Annotated in this window: 17 protein-coding genes; 10 read left to right on the top strand and 7 right to left on the bottom strand. The window is 54.8% G+C overall.

Features of this window, described 5'->3' with window-relative positions; translation table 11 throughout:
- Window positions 1-231: 231 nt before the first annotated feature.
- The 4 genes from B9K09_RS22225 to uvrD form a co-directional block, all read right to left on the bottom strand.
- On the bottom strand, window positions 232-639 hold the full coding sequence (locus B9K09_RS22225; RefSeq protein ID WP_087518853.1) for an SMI1/KNR4 family protein: 408 nt from the start codon (window positions 637-639) through the stop codon (window positions 232-234).
- 311 nt (window positions 640-950) lie between these two features.
- Window positions 951-1,796 (bottom strand): Tim44 domain-containing protein, encoded by an 846-nt coding sequence (locus B9K09_RS22220; RefSeq protein ID WP_087518852.1) that lies wholly within the window; start codon window positions 1,794-1,796, stop codon window positions 951-953.
- 195 nt (window positions 1,797-1,991) lie between these two features.
- Window positions 1,992-3,086 carry a TRAP transporter substrate-binding protein gene (locus B9K09_RS22215; protein WP_087518851.1) on the bottom strand — a complete coding sequence of 365 codons (1,095 nt, stop codon included), beginning with the start codon at window positions 3,084-3,086 and terminating at the stop codon, window positions 1,992-1,994.
- A 28-nt stretch (window positions 3,087-3,114) separates the two neighbouring features.
- The gene (uvrD, locus tag B9K09_RS22210) at window positions 3,115-5,304 is read right to left on the bottom strand and encodes a DNA helicase II (protein WP_087518850.1); all 2,190 of its coding nucleotides are present in this window, start codon (window positions 5,302-5,304) and stop codon (window positions 3,115-3,117) included.
- Window positions 5,305-5,613: 309 nt separating this feature from the next.
- Between uvrD and B9K09_RS22205 the strand changes: the two genes are divergently transcribed.
- A complete protein-coding gene (locus tag B9K09_RS22205; RefSeq protein WP_087518849.1) occupies window positions 5,614-6,288 on the top strand; it encodes a hypothetical protein in 675 nt (224 codons plus the stop codon).
- On the opposite strand, the gene zwf is transcribed toward B9K09_RS22205, so the two are convergent.
- The gene (gene zwf, locus B9K09_RS22200) at window positions 6,280-7,719 is read right to left on the bottom strand and encodes a glucose-6-phosphate dehydrogenase (RefSeq protein ID WP_218192011.1); all 1,440 of its coding nucleotides are present in this window, start codon (window positions 7,717-7,719) and stop codon (window positions 6,280-6,282) included. The two genes, B9K09_RS22205 and zwf, sit on opposite strands and share 9 nt — an antisense overlap.
- A gap of 199 nt (window positions 7,720-7,918) precedes the next feature.
- Between zwf and hexR the strand changes: the two genes are divergently transcribed.
- Together hexR and B9K09_RS22190 are read left to right on the top strand one after the other, a co-directional pair.
- Window positions 7,919-8,788, top strand: a complete 870-nt coding sequence (hexR, locus tag B9K09_RS22195) for a transcriptional regulator HexR (RefSeq protein ID WP_087518847.1) — start codon at window positions 7,919-7,921, stop codon at window positions 8,786-8,788.
- A gap of 110 nt (window positions 8,789-8,898) precedes the next feature.
- Window positions 8,899-9,123, top strand: coding sequence for a PA3496 family putative envelope integrity protein (locus B9K09_RS22190; RefSeq protein WP_087518846.1), 225 nt, complete (start codon window positions 8,899-8,901; stop codon window positions 9,121-9,123).
- Here the strand turns inward: B9K09_RS22190 and B9K09_RS22185 are convergent.
- Window positions 9,120-10,103, bottom strand: coding sequence for a LysR family transcriptional regulator (locus B9K09_RS22185; RefSeq protein ID WP_087519243.1), 984 nt, complete (start codon window positions 10,101-10,103; stop codon window positions 9,120-9,122). The genes B9K09_RS22190 and B9K09_RS22185 overlap by 4 nt on opposite strands.
- A 205-nt stretch (window positions 10,104-10,308) precedes the next feature.
- Between B9K09_RS22185 and B9K09_RS22180 the strand changes: the two genes are divergently transcribed.
- The 4 genes from B9K09_RS22180 (at window position 10,309) to B9K09_RS22165 (ending at window position 15,051) form a co-directional block, all read left to right on the top strand.
- On the top strand, window positions 10,309-11,724 hold the full coding sequence (locus tag B9K09_RS22180; RefSeq protein WP_087518845.1) for an acetyl-CoA carboxylase biotin carboxylase subunit: 1,416 nt from the start codon (window positions 10,309-10,311) through the stop codon (window positions 11,722-11,724).
- 11 nt (window positions 11,725-11,735) lie between these two features.
- A complete protein-coding gene (gene oadA, locus B9K09_RS22175) occupies window positions 11,736-13,541 on the top strand; it encodes a sodium-extruding oxaloacetate decarboxylase subunit alpha (RefSeq protein WP_087518844.1) in 1,806 nt (601 codons plus the stop codon).
- A gap of 187 nt (window positions 13,542-13,728) precedes the next feature.
- Window positions 13,729-14,637 carry a glutaminase B gene (gene glsB, locus B9K09_RS22170; protein ID WP_087518843.1) on the top strand — a complete coding sequence of 303 codons (909 nt, stop codon included), beginning with the start codon at window positions 13,729-13,731 and terminating at the stop codon, window positions 14,635-14,637.
- Between the two features lie 108 nt (window positions 14,638-14,745).
- Window positions 14,746-15,051 (top strand): NIPSNAP family protein, encoded by a 306-nt coding sequence (locus B9K09_RS22165; RefSeq protein WP_087518842.1) that lies wholly within the window; start codon window positions 14,746-14,748, stop codon window positions 15,049-15,051.
- Window positions 15,052-15,112: 61 nt separating this feature from the next.
- Here the strand turns inward: B9K09_RS22165 and B9K09_RS22160 are convergent, their stop codons facing one another.
- A complete protein-coding gene (locus B9K09_RS22160) occupies window positions 15,113-15,919 on the bottom strand; it encodes an NYN domain-containing protein (protein ID WP_087518841.1) in 807 nt (268 codons plus the stop codon).
- A 197-nt stretch (window positions 15,920-16,116) separates the two neighbouring features.
- Here B9K09_RS22160 and B9K09_RS22155 point away from each other — a divergent pair, with 197 nt between their 5' ends.
- The 3 genes from B9K09_RS22155 to B9K09_RS22145 all read left to right on the top strand — a co-directional run bounded on the left by B9K09_RS22155 (window position 16,117) and on the right by B9K09_RS22145 (window position 20,099).
- Window positions 16,117-17,388 carry a serine hydrolase gene (locus B9K09_RS22155; protein WP_087519242.1) on the top strand — a complete coding sequence of 424 codons (1,272 nt, stop codon included), beginning with the start codon at window positions 16,117-16,119 and terminating at the stop codon, window positions 17,386-17,388.
- A gap of 356 nt (window positions 17,389-17,744) precedes the next feature.
- Window positions 17,745-19,232, top strand: coding sequence for a SulP family inorganic anion transporter (locus B9K09_RS22150; RefSeq protein WP_087518840.1), 1,488 nt, complete (start codon window positions 17,745-17,747; stop codon window positions 19,230-19,232).
- A 12-nt stretch (window positions 19,233-19,244) separates the two neighbouring features.
- On the top strand, window positions 19,245-20,099 hold the full coding sequence (locus tag B9K09_RS22145; protein ID WP_087518839.1) for a universal stress protein: 855 nt from the start codon (window positions 19,245-19,247) through the stop codon (window positions 20,097-20,099).
- Window positions 20,100-20,120: the final 21 nt, after the last annotated feature.

The raw sequence follows: 20,120 nt of genomic DNA, 5'->3' as shown, positions 1-20,120 counted from the left end.
GCATAGGTGTGCGCTGACAGTACGCTAGCTGCATGCTCAGCGCTGGTTCAGCAGGCCTATGAGTTGAGACGCTTAAGTCTGATCGGGTGTTCAGTCTGTACGTGGTTGATCAGGCGGCGAGCGCTATTTAGAACATCTTGTTCATTATTTCGCACATGATCGGTGTGAAAATGCCTTGCTGTCAATCACGGCAGACGCGGGATCGCGCCTGCACTCACGGATTCAGCTCAATCAGCTTTCCAGCCAGACATCGCGAACCCAGTGCCAGACCGATTCCCAGTTCTCTTCACTGAGCTCTTCGGTGTCGTGTTCCCAGAGAACTACGGTGCCATCTTCTTCAACACAGTAGTAATTGCCGCGATCTTCACAGATCGGTACCAGTTCACGAGGCACGCCGAGTGACCAGGCCACCGAGGCAACTTCGGGCAGATAGGTATGTGATTGCGGGTCAGTTGCAGTCACAGGCTCAAGACGGCCATACACCACATCGCTGACTTTGAGCAGGAACTCACGCAACTCAAAAGGCAAGTGAATCAGGATTTGCTCCTGAATTTCGACTAGCAATTCTTCTTCAGGCAGCTCAAGCGGCACTGGAACCGGTTCGTTCAGTTCGCGTAGTTGATCAATAACTTCTTCCACGGGCGGGCTCCTGGACGGTTGATGGCTAGCGGTAGGATTGCCGAGCTAGGAACGCATCGGCAATGGGCGCTTTATACAGCAGCCAAGCGCAGGCAAACAGCCTAATTATGCATGCAATTTAGCCGAGCGGAATATGTGCCGATTTGTTGTCTTCTAGGTCGCTGCGCTAAAATCGGGATCGGCTCGGTGGCAGCTTGATCCAGTTGATCACTTGGGTCGAGGCGGGTGGGTGCGTTGTAACTGATTCAAACTGGCTGCTTTGCGCCATTTTAAATCGGTTACAACCCCCTAGTTTGGCTTACGGGTTTGGCTTATGCGTTCTGACGAATGCCTGCAACAATCCACGGCTGGTTTTCGCCAGTGGCACGCTCAAGACGCCAGCTTTCGCTAAAGGCTTCACCTTGATCGAAGCGTGAGGTTTTGGCGATACCGCTGAAGGTCAGGGTCGCGATGGTTTTGTCGCTCTGGTCGTCAACACCATCAAGCTGTACATCAAGCTCATCAATGTAGGTGGCCTGGAAGCCATCACCCAGATCCGCACGTTCACGCTTGAGGAACTCAAGTAATTGAGGGGTCACAAATTCGCTGATCTGCGCCATCTCGTTGGCGTCCCAATGCTGTTGCAAGCTCATGAAATGCTCGCGGCCAGCGGCGATAAAGCTTTGTTCATTGAACCATGCAGGCGCATTGATCACCGGCTTACTGGCTGCGGCCTTGTTGCCGAAGATTGAAGCTGCAGGCGAGTTAGACTGGGGTATCTCGCGCTGCATCGGCGCACCATTAGCCGTATGTGGCTGTGCAGCCTGACTACGTGCGGCGAGAAAGCGAAAGATCATAAAGGCGATCAGGCCGATGATCAGAAAATCAAAGATCTGCATGCCCTGGAAACCATCGCCCATAAACATCGAGGCCAACAAACCGCCCGCGGCCAAACCGGCTAATGGGCCAAGCCAGCGCGAAGCACCGCTTGCTGCAGCAGCAGGGCGAGCCGCAGCGGCTGCACCGGCATTAGGCTGCGATTGTGGCGCCGCCTGGCGGGTTTGGTGGCTTGGCGCCGAACCGAATGATTTGCCACCACCAAAACGTTTGGCGTCGGCGTGCAGGCTGAAAGTCATGGCCATGCAAAGCACCATGGCGAGGCTGATGAAACGTTGCATGAGGGTGTGTCTCTTGGTGGTAAACAAGTGATGAAGCTATGCAGACGATACTGCGTGAGCTCTGTCAGGATGACTAGCGAGAGAATGTTTCGGCTTTTTTCTGCGAGACGTTGTCATTGCAGGGTCAAGGTGACACCTGAAAGGCGATGCTCTCCACACACTGGGTGAAGAGAGCATCGCCTTGGATGACGGGTGTTACCGCCAGTCGTACAGCTCTTTTTCAGAGACTTCGTGCATTGGCGTGACCTGCTCCTGGAAGGCCTTCATCGAGTCCCAGATACGCGTGTTCAGCTCGCTTTGCCCAGCCAGTTCATCCAGTACCGCACTGGATTGCTGCTTCATTGCAGCGAGAACTTCATCGGGGAAGCGCTTGAGTTGTGTGCCTTGTTTCTTCAGTTCAGCCAGCGCTGTGGCGTTGTGATAAACGTAGTCGTCCATCATGTCCTGATTAGCCGCCAGCGTGGCTTCGGTGAGGATGGCGCGCAGGTCTTGCGGCAAGCTGTCGAGAGCTTTCTGATTCGCCAGCAATTCCAGTACTGCTTGCGGCTCTTGCCAGCCCGGGAAGTAGTAGTACTTGGCCGATTTGTTCAGGCCAAAGGCCAAATCGTTATATGGGCTGACCCAGTCGGTTGCATCAATTGCGCCGGTTTCCAGCGCGGTGAACACTTCGCCGCCCGGTAGATTGACTGTGGTTGCACCCAAGCGGCTGAGTACTTCGCCGCCGAGGCCCGGCATGCGAATTTTCAGGCCTTTGAGGTCGTCCAGCGAGTTAATTTCCTTGTTGTACCAGCCGCCCATTTGCATGCCGGTATTGCCCACAACCATCGGTTTAACACCGAAGGGTGCATAGGCTTCGTCCCAAAGCTTTTGACCGTCGCCCTTGCTCAGCCACGCATTCATTTCGCTGGCGGACAGGCCAAACGGCACCGCAGTGAAGAACTGTGCGGCGGGTACCTTACCTTTCCAGTAATACGCTGCGCCGTGGCCTAGTTCAGCGGTGCCGCGTGAAACTGCATCAAACACTTCAAGTGCCGGAACTAGCTCGCCCGCTGCATAAACCTTGATGGTCAGGCGGCCGTTGCTCATGGTCGAGACACGTTCTGCCAGGCGCTCTGCTGCGGTGCCCAGCCCGGGGTAGTTCTTCGGCCAGGCGGTGACCATCTTCCAGTGGAAGCTTTGTGCAGGTGCGCTGGTTTCTGCGGTTGTTGCCTTGGTTTCTTCTTTGCAGCCAGCCAGGCCCATGGCAGCGAATAAGGCGACGGCAGCGCCGAGCAAATTGCGGCGGTTCATCAATATCTTCCCCTGTGTGCGGTTATTGTTATAACGCGTCTAATTTTGCGTAGCTAAGCATCAGCCACTTACTGCCTTCATCTTCAAAATTCACTTGTACCCGCGCCTGCGCGCCAGAACCCTCAAAATTGAGGATGGTGCCCTCGCCAAACAATGCATGGCGTACGCGTTGGCCGAGGCTGAATGCAGTTTGTGGAATCTCGCTGCCAGCGAACATCGAGCTGCTGCTGGTGCCTTGATTGCTACTGCCGTAAGGACGGCTGACGCTGTTGGACAGGCGCACTTCCTGGATCAGTGCTGGCGGGATTTCGCGGACGAAGCGCGAAACCTTGTTATAGGTTTCACTGCCATACAGGCGCCGTGTTTCGGCGTAGCTGATCACCAGTTTCTGCATGGCCCGGGTGATACCGACGTAGGCCAGACGGCGCTCTTCTTCAAGGCGGCCGGGCTCTTCGAGGCTCATCTTGTGCGGGAACAGACCTTCTTCGACGCCGACTAAAAACACCTGCGGGAATTCAAGGCCCTTGGCACTGTGCAGGGTCATCAGTTGAATGCTGTCTTCATGCTCGGCCGCTTGTGTATCGCCGGCTTCGAGCGAGGCGTGGCCGAGGAACGCTTGCAGCGGCGTTTGCTCGTCATCTTCGTCGTTTTCGAAGGTGCGCGCGGCGCTTACCAGCTCTTCAAGGTTTTCGATGCGGGCCTGGGCTTTCTCGCCTTTTTCAGCCTGGTGATAGGCGATCAAACCGCTTTGTTCGATGACGGTCTGGGCCATCAGGTGCAGCGGCATTTCCAGCACTTTGGCCGCGAGGTTTTCAATCAGCTCGATGAATCCCGCCAGTGCGCCAGACGCGCGCCCGGGAAGCAGCTTGCCCGCAACCATCAGTTGTATGGCTTCCCACATCGCCACATCGTTGCTGCGGGCAAATTCGCGAATGGTTTCGACTGTTTTTTCGCCGATACCACGTGCCGGTACGTTGATGATTCGCTCCAGCGCAGCATCGTTGCCGCGGCCATCAAGCATGCGCATGTAGGCCATCGCGTTCTTGATTTCAGCGCGCTCGAAGAAGCGCTGGCCGCCATAAATGCGATAAGGGATTTTCTCGCGCAGCAAGGCTTCCTCAAGCACTCGCGACTGGGCATTGGAGCGATACAAAATGGCGATTTCGCTACGCTTGAGGCCGTCTTTGCGCAGCGCATCCTCAATCGACTCGACCACATAACGTGCTTCGTCGTGTTCATTGAAGGCCGCATACAGGCTGATGGGTTCGCCATCCGTGTCTTCGGTCCACAACTCTTTACCCAAGCGCCCTTGGTTATTGGCGATCAGCGCGTTGGCGGCCTTGAGGATGCCAGCCGTAGAGCGATAGTTCTGCTCCAGGCGGATCACTTCAGCGTCAGCAAAATCACTGGAAAATTGCTGGATGTTCTCGATCTTGGCGCCGCGCCAGCCGTAAATCGACTGGTCGTCATCGCCCACCACCATAAAGCTGTCGCCACCTTTGGCAAGGATACGCAGCCAAGCATATTGCACGGCGTTGGTGTCTTGAAATTCGTCGACCAAAATATGCCGGAAGCGGCGCTGGTAATGTTCCAGTAGGCCCGGTTTGTCGCGCCACAAATCCAGTGCACGCAGCAGTAGCTCGGAGAAGTCGATGACGCCCGCACGGGCGCAAGCGGCTTCATAGGCCTCGTAGATTTTCAGCATGGTCGCGAGGAACAGGTCGCCGCCCGGCTGGGTGTGTTGCGGGCGCAGGCCTTCGTCTTTCTGGCCGTTAATAAACCACTGCGCCTGACGGGGCGGCCAGCGCTGCTCATCTAGGCCTAGTTCGCGAATAACTCGTTTTACCAGGCGTTGCTGGTCATCCGAGTCGAGAATTTGGAAGTTTTCGGTCAGGCCGGCTTCTTGCCAGTGTGCGCGTAATAACCGATGGGCCAGGCCGTGGAAGGTGCCAACCCACATGCCGGCCGGGCTGGCGCCGAGCATCTGCTCGATACGCACACGCATTTCGGCTGCGGCTTTGTTGGTAAAGGTCACCGACAAAATGCTGTGGGGTGAAGCGTTCACAACCTGGATCAACCAGGCGATACGGTGCACCAATACGCGCGTTTTACCGGAGCCAGCGCCGGCCAGGACCAATTGACGGCCAAGCCCAGCCGCTACGGCTTGGCGTTGAGCGTCATTTAGAGAGTTGAGGAGAAGCGAGAGATCATCATGCATCGCAGCATTCTAGGGGGCTGGGGCACGTAGGGCAAACAGCGGTTTCAGAATCTTCTTACGCTTCGCGCTATTGGTTGATAAGCATGCTTGTTGCGGCATGTTTTAAGGCGTGCCCTAGCGAAAGTAGAGCATCAAGGCTGATACCGGGTTAGCCATCACTTGGTTGGTTAAAGATGGCACGAGGACGTGGCGTTAATTGCTTGGGTATTAGCGTTGGGTGAGACGCAATGTACGTGCTTGAAGCCAGTATCGTTCAGTCGTAATTGCGCAAGTGCTCATTCATGTAGTCGGCTTTTAAGGAAGATTGCCATGCCTAAGTCTCCACCGATCAATATAGCTGTGCGTTTCTTGGTGCTGTGTAAAGGCAGAATTCCGATGCCATTCAAAAGAGCCATACTCAATCGAATCAAACCCAAGCAAGCTGCAAGCTTGATCTGCCAATCATCAGTTGAGCCGTTTTCGAGCCTTACACAGAGTATGCCTATGCCTCTGATTGCGCAGGTCGTAAGGCACCTGAACCCGCAGGTTATTCGTGACGATTACATGGCCTTGCCAGAAGAATTTCATATTGATCTGACCCAAGAGCTTTGTAGCATTCATGCATTTTCGACAGCTGCTGACTTCACAAACTTTCTTTCTGCCGCGCAATTGAAAGTGCTGTTTTTCGCACTTAATAGCGAGGCCAATGTGGTGTCTATTCTTGAGCATATGAAGAACCTGCCTCTTGTCGGGCGGGGTCTGCGTGGCTGTTCGACCAGTTATCTATCGCGCTTGGCCGAGGAGGCTGGGCAGCGTCAGCGTATGGAGGCTGTGGCGCAGGTAATCGGCATGTTGTCGATGCAGCGTCAAGCAGCCATCTGCGCAAGCCTGAGCCCGGCCGCATTGATGCAGTTGCTGCCACAGTTATTGCTGTTAAGTAATGATCGGTTGAGCCGGTATTTACCGCCGAAATTGCTCCAGGTTATCGCTGCTCGCTCAGGTTGAGCCCGGCGATTGCATCCACTTTCGTCCGTGTCGCTCAAGTAGATGTTGCAGCTGTTCTGGCCCGCTGCTGCCTGCTGGATAAGGTCGCGGGCGCTGATAATGTTGCTGCCAGCCTTTGATGATTGGGTCCACCCAGCGCCACGCGGCCTCAACCTCATCGCGGCGCATAAACAATGTCGAATCACCGTCAATCACATCTAGCAGCAAGCGTTCGTAGGCATCCCAGCGACGTTGTTGCTTGAATGCGGTAGCCAGATTCAAATCAAGCGCAACTGGCTCCAGCTTCATGCCCTTGCCCGGATTTTTCGCCATCAGATGCAGGCTGATGCGCTCTTCCGGTTGTAGGCGAATCAGCAATTGATTGGCATCGCCCTCGGCAAACAGCGCGTGTGGCACGGGTTTGAATTGAATCAGAATTTCCGAGGTCTTCTCTGCCAGACGTTTGCCGGTGCGCAGATAAAATGGCACCCCAGCCCAGCGCCAATTTTCGACCTGTGCCTGAATCGCGACGAAGGTTTCGGTATCGCTGTCGTTATCGACATTTTTCTCGAAGTAGTAGGCGGGCACGGGTTGACCCGCGATCTGGCCTGCGGTGTATTGCCCGCGCACGGTTTTGTCGCGCACATCCTGGTCGGTTATTGGCCTTAGGGCTTCGAGCACTTTAACCTTCTCGTTGCGCACCGACTCGGCGTCAAAGCGCACCGGCGGCTCCATCGCAACCAGGCAGAGTAGTTGCAACAAGTGGTTTTGAACCATGTCGCGCACAGCGCCAGCTTGCTCGTAATAGTTGCCACGGTTCTCGACGCCGAGAGTTTCGCAGACGCTGATTTGCACGTGGTCGATGTGCGCAGCCCGCCAAATGGGTTCGAATAGCATGTTGGCAAATCGCAGCGCCATCAGATTCTGCACGGTTTCTTTGCCGAGGTAGTGGTCGATGCGAAACACCTGCGACTCATCAAATACGCTGCCCAGCGATGCATTGATTGCCTGTGCCGACTGCAAGGAGTGGCCGATAGGTTTCTCCAGCACGATGCGCGAGTACGGATCGGCTAACCCAGCGGTTTTCAAGTGTGCAGCGATGGCTTCGAACAGGTCAGGTGCGGTTGCGAGGTAGTAAACCCGCACGCGCTTTTCGGTGCTGCCCAGATACTGCGCCAGGCGAGCAAAGTCAGTACGTTGCGAGGCGTCCATCGTGAAGTAGTCGAGGCGGTCGCTAAAGCCTTGCCAGCACTGTGGGTCAAAGTCAGATTTGCCGATTTTTGCTCGGCAATGGCGCTCTGCGAGGCTTTTGTAGTCCGCGCTGCTGTGCTTGCTGCGGGCCAAGGCAATGATCCGCATATCAGCATGCAGGCGACCGTCGCGATGCAGGTAATAGAGCGCTGGAAGCAGTTTATGCAGAGCCAGGTCGCCGGTGCCGCCAAAAACCAACATGTCACACGCAATACTCAAAATCGCAACTCCAGCTCGGTTAAACAGTGCGATGCACGCACTCATGTAGTATAACTACAAAGTCACTACAGCAATGATTACTTCACCGTGTCGTTAGGCCACAACCCTGTCCATTTTTGTAGATTAACTCGGGTTAGGTTCTTGGCGACTCACATGCCTGTTAAATACCGAGTCTAATCTTGTGAATTTGTTGCAGCACATCACCCAATCGCGCCACTTGCTCCGTAAATCCGAGCTTAAGGTGGCTGATCACGTGCTACTTGATCCGGCAGTTGTCATGCACAGCTCCATGGCCGAGCTTGCGCACAGTGTCGGAATCAGCGAGCCCACCATCGTGCGATTTTGTCGGGCGATTGGCTGTACCGGATTTCAGGATCTCAAGCTGAAGCTGGCGCAAAGTCTTGCCGCCGGCGCCAGTTTTGGCCAGTTTGCGATCCATGAAGATGACTCGGTCTCGGATTTCAGCCTGAAAATCTTCGACACCACGCTGCACACCTTGATGGAAGTGCGTGAAAAGCTTGATCCGCAAGCGTTGCAGTTGGCGATTGCCGCCTGCGCTAATGCACAGCGTGTGGAGTTTTACGGCTTTGGTGCATCAGGTGCGGTAGCGGCGGATGCCCAGCACAAGTTTTTCCGTTTGCTGCTGACTGCTGCGGCCTATTCAGACCCGCATATGCAGGCGATGTCAGCGGTCACTCTCAAGCCCAATGACGTGGCGATCTGTATTTCCCAGTCTGGACGCTCCAAGGACTTGCTGGTTACCGCCAATCTGGTACGTGAAACCGGCGCCACACTGATTACCCTGTGCCCGAGTCAGACCCCTTTGGCTGACCTGGCTAGCGTCAACTTGGCGGTGGATGTTCACGAAGACACCGAAATCTATACCCCGCTGACTTCGCGCATTGCCCACTTGGTGGTCATTGACGTGCTTGCGATGGGCGTTGCCATGGCGCGTGGCCCGTCGCTGGTTAATCACCTAAAAAGCGTCAAGCGCAGCCTTCGCAGCCTGCGGTTGTCACCAAAGAGCGTCAAACCCAGCGAAGAGCATTAAGCCTGACCGCACGCTAATCGCGATTCACCGCAGCTTCACTGTTTTGCAGTCAAGCTGTCATGTTTTAAGTCGACTCTGAGACTCCTGATATCCAGTCTGGGAGTCTGAACATGTCGCGCTATGTTGATGAATCGCAGCCGTACGCCAGCAGCCAAGCCAAAGCTCGGCGTAAATTGGTTGACCAGCGACGCATGGAATACCGCCGAGCTATCGAGAGCTACTCCGAGCAGCGTCTGCTGCAACAGGAGTTGTCTGACTACCCTGAATTAATCGCTGCCAACTATATCGCTGCTTCGCGCGAGCTAGGTCGTGCAGTGGCGCACCCAGCACATTAACCGTTCGAGCCAACGCCGGGGGCAACTGCTTCTGGCTTTGCTTGCGGCCTGCTGAATCGTTCAGCCAATAAGGTAATTTGGCTGCGTTGGTTGCGCACAAAGGCGAAGAATTCCTGCGCCACGGGTGACAGGTATTTGCCGCGCGGATGCACCACACACCAACTGCGTAGCAGGGGGAGCTCGCTGACGGGCAGCTCTTTCAGCACGCCGCAATCAAGTTCGCGGCGCACGGCATGCCTTGGCAGAAGCGCGATGCCCAAGCCTGCGATAACACCCTCGATTTGCCCTTCAAAAGAGCCAAACTCCAACGTATTGGCGAAGTGTGCCCGTTTTTGATGGCAATACTCTTCGCAGGCTTTGCGAGTACCCGAACCCAGTTCACGGGTCAGCAGTGGATACGGTGTCAGTGCCTGTAAGTCCAGCACCTGCTCTGTGCACAGCGGGTGATCGGCTGGCGCTACCGCTATGATCGGGTTGTTCAGAAAGGGTAAAAACTCCAGCGCCATATCGGTTGGCACCTGCGACAAAATCAACAAGTCATCGCGGTTTGCGCTTAGTCGTTTGACGGCCTGCGCGTGATTAACCACGGTGAGTTGCAGGTTGATTTCCGGGTATTGGTGGCGAAATGCGGCGAACAAGTGAGGAATAAAGTATTTGGCGCTGGATTCAACCGCCAGGCTTAGCTGACCTTGTAGCGATCCCTGCAAATTGCTCAGTTGCATATCCAGGCTTTCCAGCCGGCCAAAAATATCTTCGCTGGCACGCAGCAGTGCTTCGGCAGCTTCTGTGCGGTGCAATTTTTTGGCGACGTAATCGAACAGAGGCTGGCCGGTTAGCTCTTCGAGCTGCCGAATTTGCAAACTAACCGCAGGTTGGGTCAGTGACATTTCCTCGGCAGCGCGGCTGTAGGACTGTTGCTCGCAGACTGAGCGAAACACTTGCAGTTGGCGAAGTGTCATTCGCATCAATGATTTACGCACGGTTTGTTGCCTCACCTTAGTGATTTTGCGACTCAGCCAAAGCAAAAAGCTACGCCTGAAAACCTATATATAAGTTTTTACTTATGGGTAATCAAATAATTATTGATTTTAGGTAATTGATTAAGCGGCGTAGGGTTGAGACACAACCGCTTACAGAAAGTCGATGGAGCGGGGTTTGTTTGCCCAATGCTCGAGGACAACACTTGTGATCAAGAAAATCCTGATTGCTAACCGCGGCGAGATAGCCGTCCGTATCGTGCGTGCTTGCGCCGAGATGGGGATTCGCTCGGTGGCTGTCTACTCTGACGCTGACCGCATGGCGTTGCACGTAAAACGGGCTGATGAGGCGCACAGCCTTGGCGATGACCCGCTGGCGGGTTATCTGAACCCGCGCAAGCTGGTCAATCTGGCGGTCGAAACCGGTTGTGATGCACTGCATCCCGGTTATGGATTTCTTTCGGAAAACGCCGAGCTTGCGGACATCTGTGCCGAGCGTGGCATCAAGTTTATTGGCCCTAGCGCTGAAGTGATCCGGCGCATGGGTGATAAAACCGAAGCCCGTCGTAGCATGATCAAGGCCGGTGTACCGGTCACGCCCGGTACTGAAGGCAACGTCGCCGATATTACCGAGGCACTGACAGAAGCCGAGCGGATTGGCTATCCGGTGATGCTCAAAGCCACCTCGGGAGGTGGCGGTCGCGGTATTCGTCGCTGTAACAGTAAAGCTGAGCTTGAGCAGGCTTACCCGCGAGTCATTTCTGAAGCGACCAAGGCTTTCGGCAGCGCTGAAGTCTTTCTCGAAAAATGCATTGTTAACCCTAAGCACATCGAAGCGCAGATCCTCGCGGACAGCCACGGCAATGTCGTGCATCTGTTTGAGCGTGATTGCTCGATTCAGCGACGCAACCAGAAACTCATCGAAATCGCTCCCAGCCCTCAGTTAACCCCCGAGCAGCGCGCTTATATTGGTGATCTGTCGGTGCGTGCAGCGCAAGCTGTAGGTTACGAGAATGCTGGCACCGTGGAGTTTCTGCTCGCCGAGGGCGAGGTGTATTTCATGGAGATGAATACACGGGTGCAGGTGGAACACACCATCACCGAAGAGATCACTGGGATCGACATCGTTCGCGAGCAGATTCGTATCGCTTCCGGCTTGCCGTTGTCGGTTAAGCAGGAAGACATTATTCACCGTGGGTTTGCCCTGCAGTTTCGGATTAACGCCGAAGACCCGAAGAACAACTTCCTGCCGTCGTTCGGCAAGATCACCCGTTACTACGCGCCCGGCGGCCCCGGCGTGCGCACCGACACGGCGATCTATACCGGCTACACCATTCCGCCGTATTACGACTCGATGTGCCTCAAGCTGATTGTCTGGGCGCTGACCTGGGAAGAGGCCATGGATCGCGGCTTGCGCGCCCTGGATGACATGCGCGTGCAGGGAGTCAAGACCACCGCCGCCTATTATCAGGAAATTCTGCGCAACCCGGAATTCCGTAGCGGCCAGTTCAACACCAGCTTCGTCGAGAGTCATCCGGAACTGACCGAGTACTCGATCAAACGTAACCCGTCGCACCTGGCCATCGCCATCGCCACTGCAATTGCTGCCCACGCTGGCCTGTGAGGAATTGAGAAATGGTTAAAAAAATCACTGTTACCGACACCATCCTGCGCGACGCTCACCAGTCGTTGCTGGCCACGCGCATGCGTCTCGACGACATGCTGCCGATCTGCGCCAAGCTCGATCAGGTCGGTTACTGGTCGCTGGAAGTCTGGGGCGGCGCTACGTTCGATGCTTGCGTACGCTTTCTCAAGGAAGATCCGTGGGAGCGTCTGCGCCAACTCAAGGCTGCGCTGCCTAATACGCGCCTGCAAATGTTGCTGCGTGGCCAAAACCTGCTGGGTTATCGGCACTACAGCGATGATGTCGTCAGGGCATTCGTCGCCAAGGCGGCGGTTAACGGCATCGACGTGTTCCGTATTTTTGATGCGATGAACGATGTGCGTAATCTGCGCGTATCCATCGAGGCAGTAAAAGCAGCTGGCAAGCACGCTCAGGGCACCATCAGCTACACCGTCAGCCCGGTGCATACCACTCAGGCGTTTGTCGACCAGGCCAAAGCCATGCAAGCGATGGGCATCGACTCTATCGCGATCAAGGACATGGCAGGCCTGCTGACCCCATACGCCACCGCTGATTTGGTTAAAGCGCTGAAAGATGAAATCGATCTGCCGGTATTTATCCACAGCCACGACACCGCAGGCATGGGGTCAATGTGTCAGCTCAAGGCGATTGAAGCCGGTGCTGATCATATCGACACTGCCATCTCCAGCTTCGCATGGGGTACCAGCCACCCGGGCACTGAGTCGATGGTTGCAGCGCTGCGCGGCAGCCAATACGACACCGGTCTTGATCTGGCGCTGATTCAGGAAATCGGTTTGTACTTCCACGCGGTGCGTAAGAAGTATCACCAGTTTGAAAGCGAGTTCACCGCAGTCGATACCCGTGTACAAGTCAATCAAGTGCCTGGCGGGATGATGTCCAATCTCGCCAACCAGCTTAAAGAGCAGGGCGCGCTTAACCGTATCAACGAAGTATTTGCGGAGATTCCAAGGGTCCGTGAAGACCTCGGTTTCCCGCCGTTGGTGACGCCAACCTCGCAAATCGTCGGCACTCAGGCGGTGTTCAACGTACTCGCAGGCGAGCGTTACAAGACCATCACCAACGAGGTCAAACTTTACCTGCAAGGCCGTTACGGTAAGGCGCCGGGCAAGGTCAACGAGAAGTTGCGCAAACAGGCCATTGGCAGCGAAGAAGTCATCGATATCCGCCCGGCTGACTTGATCAAGCCAGAGCTGGCCAAGCTGCGCAAAGAAATCGGTACTGTTGCCAAGTCTGAAGAAGACGTGCTGACCTACGCCATGTTCCCGGACATCGGGCGCAAGTTCCTGGAAGAGCGCGAAGCCGGAACTTTGGTGCCTGAAGTGCTGCTGCCAATCCCTGATGGCACTGGCGTCGCAGCGGCTGGCGGTGAAGGTGTGCCGACCGAGTTTGTGGTCGATGTGCACGGTGAAAGCTACCGCGTCGACATCACCGGCGTTGGCGTTAAAGGCGATGGCAAGCGTCACTTCTATCTATCGATCGATGGCATGCCGGAAGAGGTGGTGTTCGAGCCGCTTAACGACTTTGTCGCGGGTGCCGGAGGCAAGCGCAAGCAAGCCAGCGGCCCGGGTGATGTGAGCACCAGCATGCCGGGCAACATCGTTGACGTCTTGGTTAAGGAGGGTGACACGGTCAAGGCGGGCCAGTCACTGCTGATCACCGAAGCGATGAAGATGGAGACCGAAGTGCAAGCGCCAATCGACGGCACGGTCAAGGTTGTGCATGTCGCCAAAGGCGATCGGGTAAATCCGGGCGAAGTATTAGTCGAAATCGAATAGCGATGCGTAGACAACACTGACAAGCGACTGCGCTCTGGAGCGCACCATCCAATTACAAGTTTCTCTGCGGGAGCCTTCGGGCTCCCTTTTTTTGTTCGGATTTTCCCGTCGAGTGTGATTGCGCCTAGCCGGAATGCGTCTAGCAACTGTAGGCTGGACGCCGTTCAGAATTATCACGAGTGGGCTGATGCAAGCGCTGTTAGACGAGATCATTGAGAAAACCCGACCTTTGCTTGGGCAGGGTAAAGTCGCCAACTATATTCCGGCATTGGGCGGTGTTGAACCGAACCAGCAGGGTATTGCTGTGTACAGCAACGAAGGTGAGTTATTTACTGCTGGCGATGCGCGAACGCCGTTCTCGATCCAGAGTATTTCCAAGGTATTCAGTCTGGTTCAGGCGGTTGGTCACTCGGGTGAAGCGATCTGGGACCGGCTCGGTTACGAGCCTTCTGGTCAGCCGTTTAACTCCTTGGTGCAGCTTGAGTTGGAGCGCGGCATTCCGCGAAATCCGTTTATTAACACCGGCGCACTGGTGATCTGCGATATCAACCAGTCGTGCTATGCCGCGCCTTCGCTGGCCATGCGTGACATGGCGCGACGCCTGTCAGGCAACCGTGATGTGGTGATCGACAGCGTGGTGGCGGCTTCTGAATACGAGCACCGCGCGCGTAACGCTGCAGCCGCCTACTTGATGCAGTCATTCGGCAACTTCCATAATGATGTCGACTCAGTGCTGCGCAGTTACTTTAACCACTGCGCCTTACGCATGAGCTGTGTGGATCTGGCGCACGCCTTTAGTTTTCTGGCCAACCAAGGCGTAAACAGGCTCACTGGCGAGCGGGTGATGAGCCCACGACAAGTGACCCAAATTAACGCGATCATGGCAACCAGCGGCCTGTATAACGAGGCTGGCACATTCGCTTATCGCGTTGGCTTGCCCGGCAAGAGCGGGGTCGGCGGCGGGATCATTGCTATCGTTCCTGAGCGTTATTCCATTTGCGTGTGGTCACCGGAGTTGAATCCTGCCGGTAACTCGCTGATCGGTTTGGAAGCGCTGGAGATGCTTAGCGACAAGATTGGCTGGTCGGTCTATTAAGGAGCCGCGGATAAACGGCTGAGCCACCTTTGTTAGGGTCCCCGTAGAGGTGACTAACGCTTTTGCTAGCCGAGTGATTCAGGCTTTCAATCATCATAAGGACAACCCATGGTTACCTGTTATCTGCGTTACATCATCGATGCCTATAAACAAGCAGAGTTCGAACACTATGCGCAGCTTTGGATTCCACTGGTAGAGAAGTTTGGCGGGCAGCATCACGGCTACTTCCTACCTTCGGAGGGCGCCAATAATGTTGCGCTGGCTTTGTTTAGCTTTCCCAGCCTTGCAGCTTACGAGCAGTACCGCATTGACTCTATGGCTGACGCAGACTGCCAGGCAGCTTTTCGCTACGCAGAAGAAACCAAATGTATTGTGAGTTACGAGCGCAGCTTCTTCAGGCCTGTGCTGAAGTGAATTTGTCAGGCGCGCAGACGCAGCGCTAGCTCATGCTTGGTTGCAGGTTAATCAGCCAGGTTTACCGGCCAGCTTTTTTACTCCTCACATAAAGTGCTTCGCCTCCAGTTGAACTGGTGCCACGTAACTGCAACTCGAAGTGCTTGGCTTGGCCGCGAATCAAGTCACTCAGCTTCTTATAACCATATAAGCGTGAGTCAAACGCTGGGCGCAGTTTGCTGATATTTTGGCCGAGCGCACCCAAGCCAACCCAACCATTTTCATCATCAATGTCGTCGATGACCTTCGCGATAAAATCGACAGGGACTTTTTGTGCTTTGGTGCTGGCGACGGACTTGTTTGGTTCGGTGGAAGAGGCATCGTGGCTGCTGGATTGGGTTTTATCGTCGCCTTCAACTGCTTCAGATGCATCGGAGCGAAGAATTTCGGTGTAGATGAATTTGTCGCATGCCGAGACAAATGGCGAAGGTGTTTTCTCCTCGCCAAACCCGTATACCATCAATCCTTCTTCACGCAGGCGTGCAGCCAGGCGGGTGAAATCGCTGTCGCTGGATACCAGGCAAAATCCGTCGAAGCGCCGCGTGTAGAGCAAGTCCATCGCATCGATGATCAGTGAGCTGTCAGTGGCGTTCTTGCCTTTGGTGTAGGCGAACTGTTGGATTGGTTGAATAGAGTGATCGAGCAATACTTTTTTCCAGCCGGCCAATTGTGGTCGAGTCCAGTCTCCGTAGATTCGTTTGACACTGGCAATACCGTATTTGGCAATTTCCTCGAACAAACCTTCGACGATTGCAGGTGGTGCATTGTCGGCATCGATCAACACAGCCAAATGTGTTTGTTGGCGCGGAGCAGGGGTTCTATTAGCCACTGTCGATCCCTAATTGGACGGAAGGGAAAACATACGTCGAATATATGCAAGACGCCACAATTGTATTTATGAGCTGGTTACAGCTGCTCTAGTCTGCCGCCTTATAAGGACAGGCCAGTTATTTATCGCTATGGTTTAGACACATACAATCTGTCCACTTTTCCATAGACCCCAAAAAATAAGGAACAGCAATGTCGATCACGATGCGAGCCGCAGGCGGTTTACTGAGCATGACCGTTGGCCTGTTAATTAGTGGGTGCGCGCAGACCGCAAGTACTGAAACCGACGCCGCCAATAACTCATCGAAGCCAGAGAAACACCAATATATTGGCCGCGCTCAAGACTTATACGATTTACCGCCGCTGTATCAACCAGGTACTTATCGTAATATGGATCAGCTGTATTTCACCCGCGCTGTAGCCCGTGGTGAGAAGGTTTATCCGTTACCGCAGCAGGCTAATATCGACGTTACTTATCAAGCCGACGGTGCCGAGCAAACCGCCGATGACTTTATGCGCCGCAACCGGGTTGGCGGTGTGTTGATCATCAAAGACGGCAAGGTGGTGCTGGAAAAATACGGTTTGGGTAACGATGCCAACACCCGCTGGACATCATTCAGCGTGGTTAAGTCGATCTCGTCGACCTTGGTCGGTGCTGCTGTGCAGCAAGGCCGAATTAACCTCAATGCACCGATGACCCAATATCTGCCAGCGCTCAAGGGCGGGGCCTATGACGGCGTTACCGTTGAACAGGTTTTGCGCATGAGTTCCGGGGCTGACTGGAACGAAACCTATCGCGACCCGACGTCGGATCGGCGCAAGATGTTTGAGCTGCAGCTATCAAATACGCCGGGCTCGTTGGTTAAACAGCTGAGCCAGCTGAAACGTAAATCTAAACCGGGCACTGTTTTCAAATACAGCACCGGCGAATCGCACCTACAGAGCGAGTTGGTTCACGCGGCTACTGGCATGACCACCAGCGATTACTTGTCAGACCGTATCTGGGCACGCATGGGCATGGAAAAACCAGCGTTCTGGCAACTAGATGCTCAGGCGGGCCAAGAAATCGGCAGCAGCGGTTTTTCCGCCACGCTTAAAGATTATGGGCGCTTCGGACAGTTCATCCTTAATGACGGGGTGATTGATGGCGAACGTATCTTGCCAAAGGGCTGGCTGGATAAAGCCACCGAGGTTGACCCTGCTTCATACCTGGCGCCAGGTAAACTCTACGGTGGGGAGTACATCCTCGGTTACGGCTACCAATGGTGGTTGTTCCCTACCGGCAAAGCCGCGCGACCTCAGCATGACGGTGCCTTTGAGGCGCAGGGCATTTTTGGCCAGTTTGTTTATGTGAACCGTAAAGAAAACCTGGTTGCAGTGGTCTGGAGTGCATGGCCAGAGCCGGAAATGGACAAGCAAGAGATGGAAACCTACGACTTTATCGCCGCGGCGATTAAAGCGCTGAAATAGCTTTGAGGTAAGTAGAAGAGGGCAGATCTTTGGTCTGCCTTTTCAGCTTTAACCGGAGCGACTCACTCGGCAGGTCGCAATCAGCGGTGTCTTGACGCTATACTTACCGCTCAGTTTCACCCTTGAGCAAACACTCGCATAATGGTACTCCGAATGACTCACTGGCAGCCTACGCCGCCTTAGCGCTACGCCCCCCGCAACATCGCGCACCCGCCTGTTTCGCTCGCGGTGCGTACGGCTGTATGCCCGGTTCTTACACCCAAAGCATCCAGCAAATAATCATCACAACTTGAATTCGTATCGACGCACTCGCCATTCACCTAATATGCGTGCGATGCATTGCCTTGGACATTCTGATGCTGCAATCACTCAAACAAACATGGTTTTCTAACGTCCGTGCAGACGTGCTTGCGGGGCTCGTAGTCGCCTTGGCATTGGTTCCAGAAGCCATTGCCTTCTCCATCATTGCTGGCGTCGACCCCAAGGTTGGTCTTTACGCCTCCTTCTGTATTTGTGCTGTTATTGCCTTCGTCGGCGGGCGTCCGGGCATGATCTCGGCGGCTACCGGTGCCATGGCGCTGCTCATGGTCACCTTGGTTAAAGAGCACGGGTTGCAATACCTGTTGGCCGCCACCTTGCTATGTGGGGTTCTGCAAATCCTCGCCGGCTACCTGAAGCTTGGCTCATTGATGCGCTTCGTCTCACGCTCGGTGGTGACTGGTTTTGTTAATGCACTGGCTATTCTGATTTTCATGGCGCAGCTGCCTGAACTGACCAACGTCACCTGGCATGTCTACGCCATGACCGCAGCGGGCCTTGGAATAATCTACCTGTTTCCGTATGTACCGAAGATCGGCAAGCTGTTGCCTTCGCCGCTGGTGTGCATCCTGACGCTGTCCGCAGTTGCCATTTACCTTGGTCTGGATATCCGCACCGTAGGTGACATGGGCCAGTTGCCTGACACGCTGCCGATTTTCCTCTGGCCTGAAGTGCCGCTGAATCTTGAAACCCTAAGCATCATCTTCCCGTACTCAGCCGCTCTGGCAGTTGTTGGCTTGCTCGAGTCGATGATGACCGCGACCATCGTTGACGATTTGACCGACACCACCAGCAACAAGAACCGCGAATGCAAAGGGCAAGGTATTGCCAACATTACAGCGGGAATGTTGGGCGGTATGGCTGGCTGCGCGATGATTGGCCAGTCGATCATCAACGTGAAGTCCGGTGGTCGTACCCGTCTTTCCACGTTGTGCGCTGGTATCTTCTTGTTGCTGATGGTGGTGTTTCTGGGCGAGTGGCTCTCCAAGATACCGATGGCGGCACTGGTTGCGGTGATGATCATGGTATCCATCGGCACCTTTAGCTGGGATTCCCTGCGCAACCTGAAAGATCACCCGCTGTCGACCAACCTGGTCATGGTTGCCACTGTAGTGGTTGTCGTCGCGACGCATAACCTGGCCTTCGGGGTATTGGTCGGCGTGCTCCTGGCATCGCTGTTCTTTGCCAACAAAATCGGACATTACCTCGATATCCAGAGCAGTCTTGATGAGGCAGGGTCACATCGTACATACCGCGTTGTGGGTCAGGTGTTCTTCAGTTCAGCCGACAAATTCACCAGCGTTTTTGATTTCAAGGAAGCGCTGCAGAAAGTTACCATCGACCTGACTCAGGCGCATTTCTGGGACATCACTGCCGTTGCTGCATTGGACAAGGTGGTCATCAAATTCCGTCGTGAGGGTGCCGAGGTTGAAGTGCTCGGGCTGAATGAAGCAAGCGCCACAATCGTTGATCGCTTTGGCGTGCATGACAAGCCTGATGCCATCGACAAGCTCATGGATCATTAAAGGATATTGATAATGACTCACGTAATGGCATGCATTGATAACTCACAGTCTTCACTGGCAGTCTGCGATTACGCAGCATGGGCGTCGCAACAATTAGTAGATGCGCCACTTACCTTGTTGCATGTATTGGATGAAGAGAAATACCCGGCTGCAGCTGACCTGAGCGGCAATATTGGCCTTGGTAGCCGGGAGCATCTGCTGGAAGAGCTTGCGACCTTGGATGCCCAGCGTGCCAGAGTCGCTCTGGAACAGGGCCAGCACATGCTTGAGAGCGCCAGAGAGCGGACGGTCAACTTCGGTGCCGCTGCCCCTGAACTCAAGCAGCGTCACGGCCATTTGGTAGAAAGCCTGAGTGATCTTCAGGACGATATTCGCCTGTTGGTGATCGGTAAAGTAGGCGAAGACAGCGCACGCGATACGAGCACCCTTGGTCGCCAGATAGAAGCTGTTGTGCGGACAATTCAGCGGCCCATTCTAATCACCGCCAATCGCTACAAAAAGCCGGAAACAGTAATGCTCGCTTTCGATGGCAGCCCGACAGCGCAGAAAACCGTTCAGATGCTCGCCGCCAGCCCGCTTTGCAAAGGCCTGCCGATTCACCTTGTTATGGTTGGAGTCGACTCGACAGATAACCGTGATGTTCTGGGTAAAGCAGCAGACGTGCTTCTCTCTGCTGGCTTTGACGTCAAAACGCAGATCCGCTCAGGGGATGTGGAGGCTGCTCTGCACGATTATCAGGCAGAGCAGGGAATTGATCTGCTGGTCATGGGCGCTTACGGGCACTCACGCATTCGCCAGTTTCTGGTTGGCAGTACGACCACGACCATGCTGCGCACAGCCACCATTCCTGTGTTGTTGCTTCGCTAAGGAACCTCTCCCGGCCCCGGT

Origin of the sequence: Pseudomonas sp. M30-35, from assembly GCF_002163625.1 — a bacterium.
GTDB lineage: Bacteria > Pseudomonadota > Gammaproteobacteria > Pseudomonadales > Pseudomonadaceae > Aquipseudomonas.
Note: the sequence above shows the minus strand (reverse complement) of the source record. Positions and strands in the feature narration are given on the sequence as shown.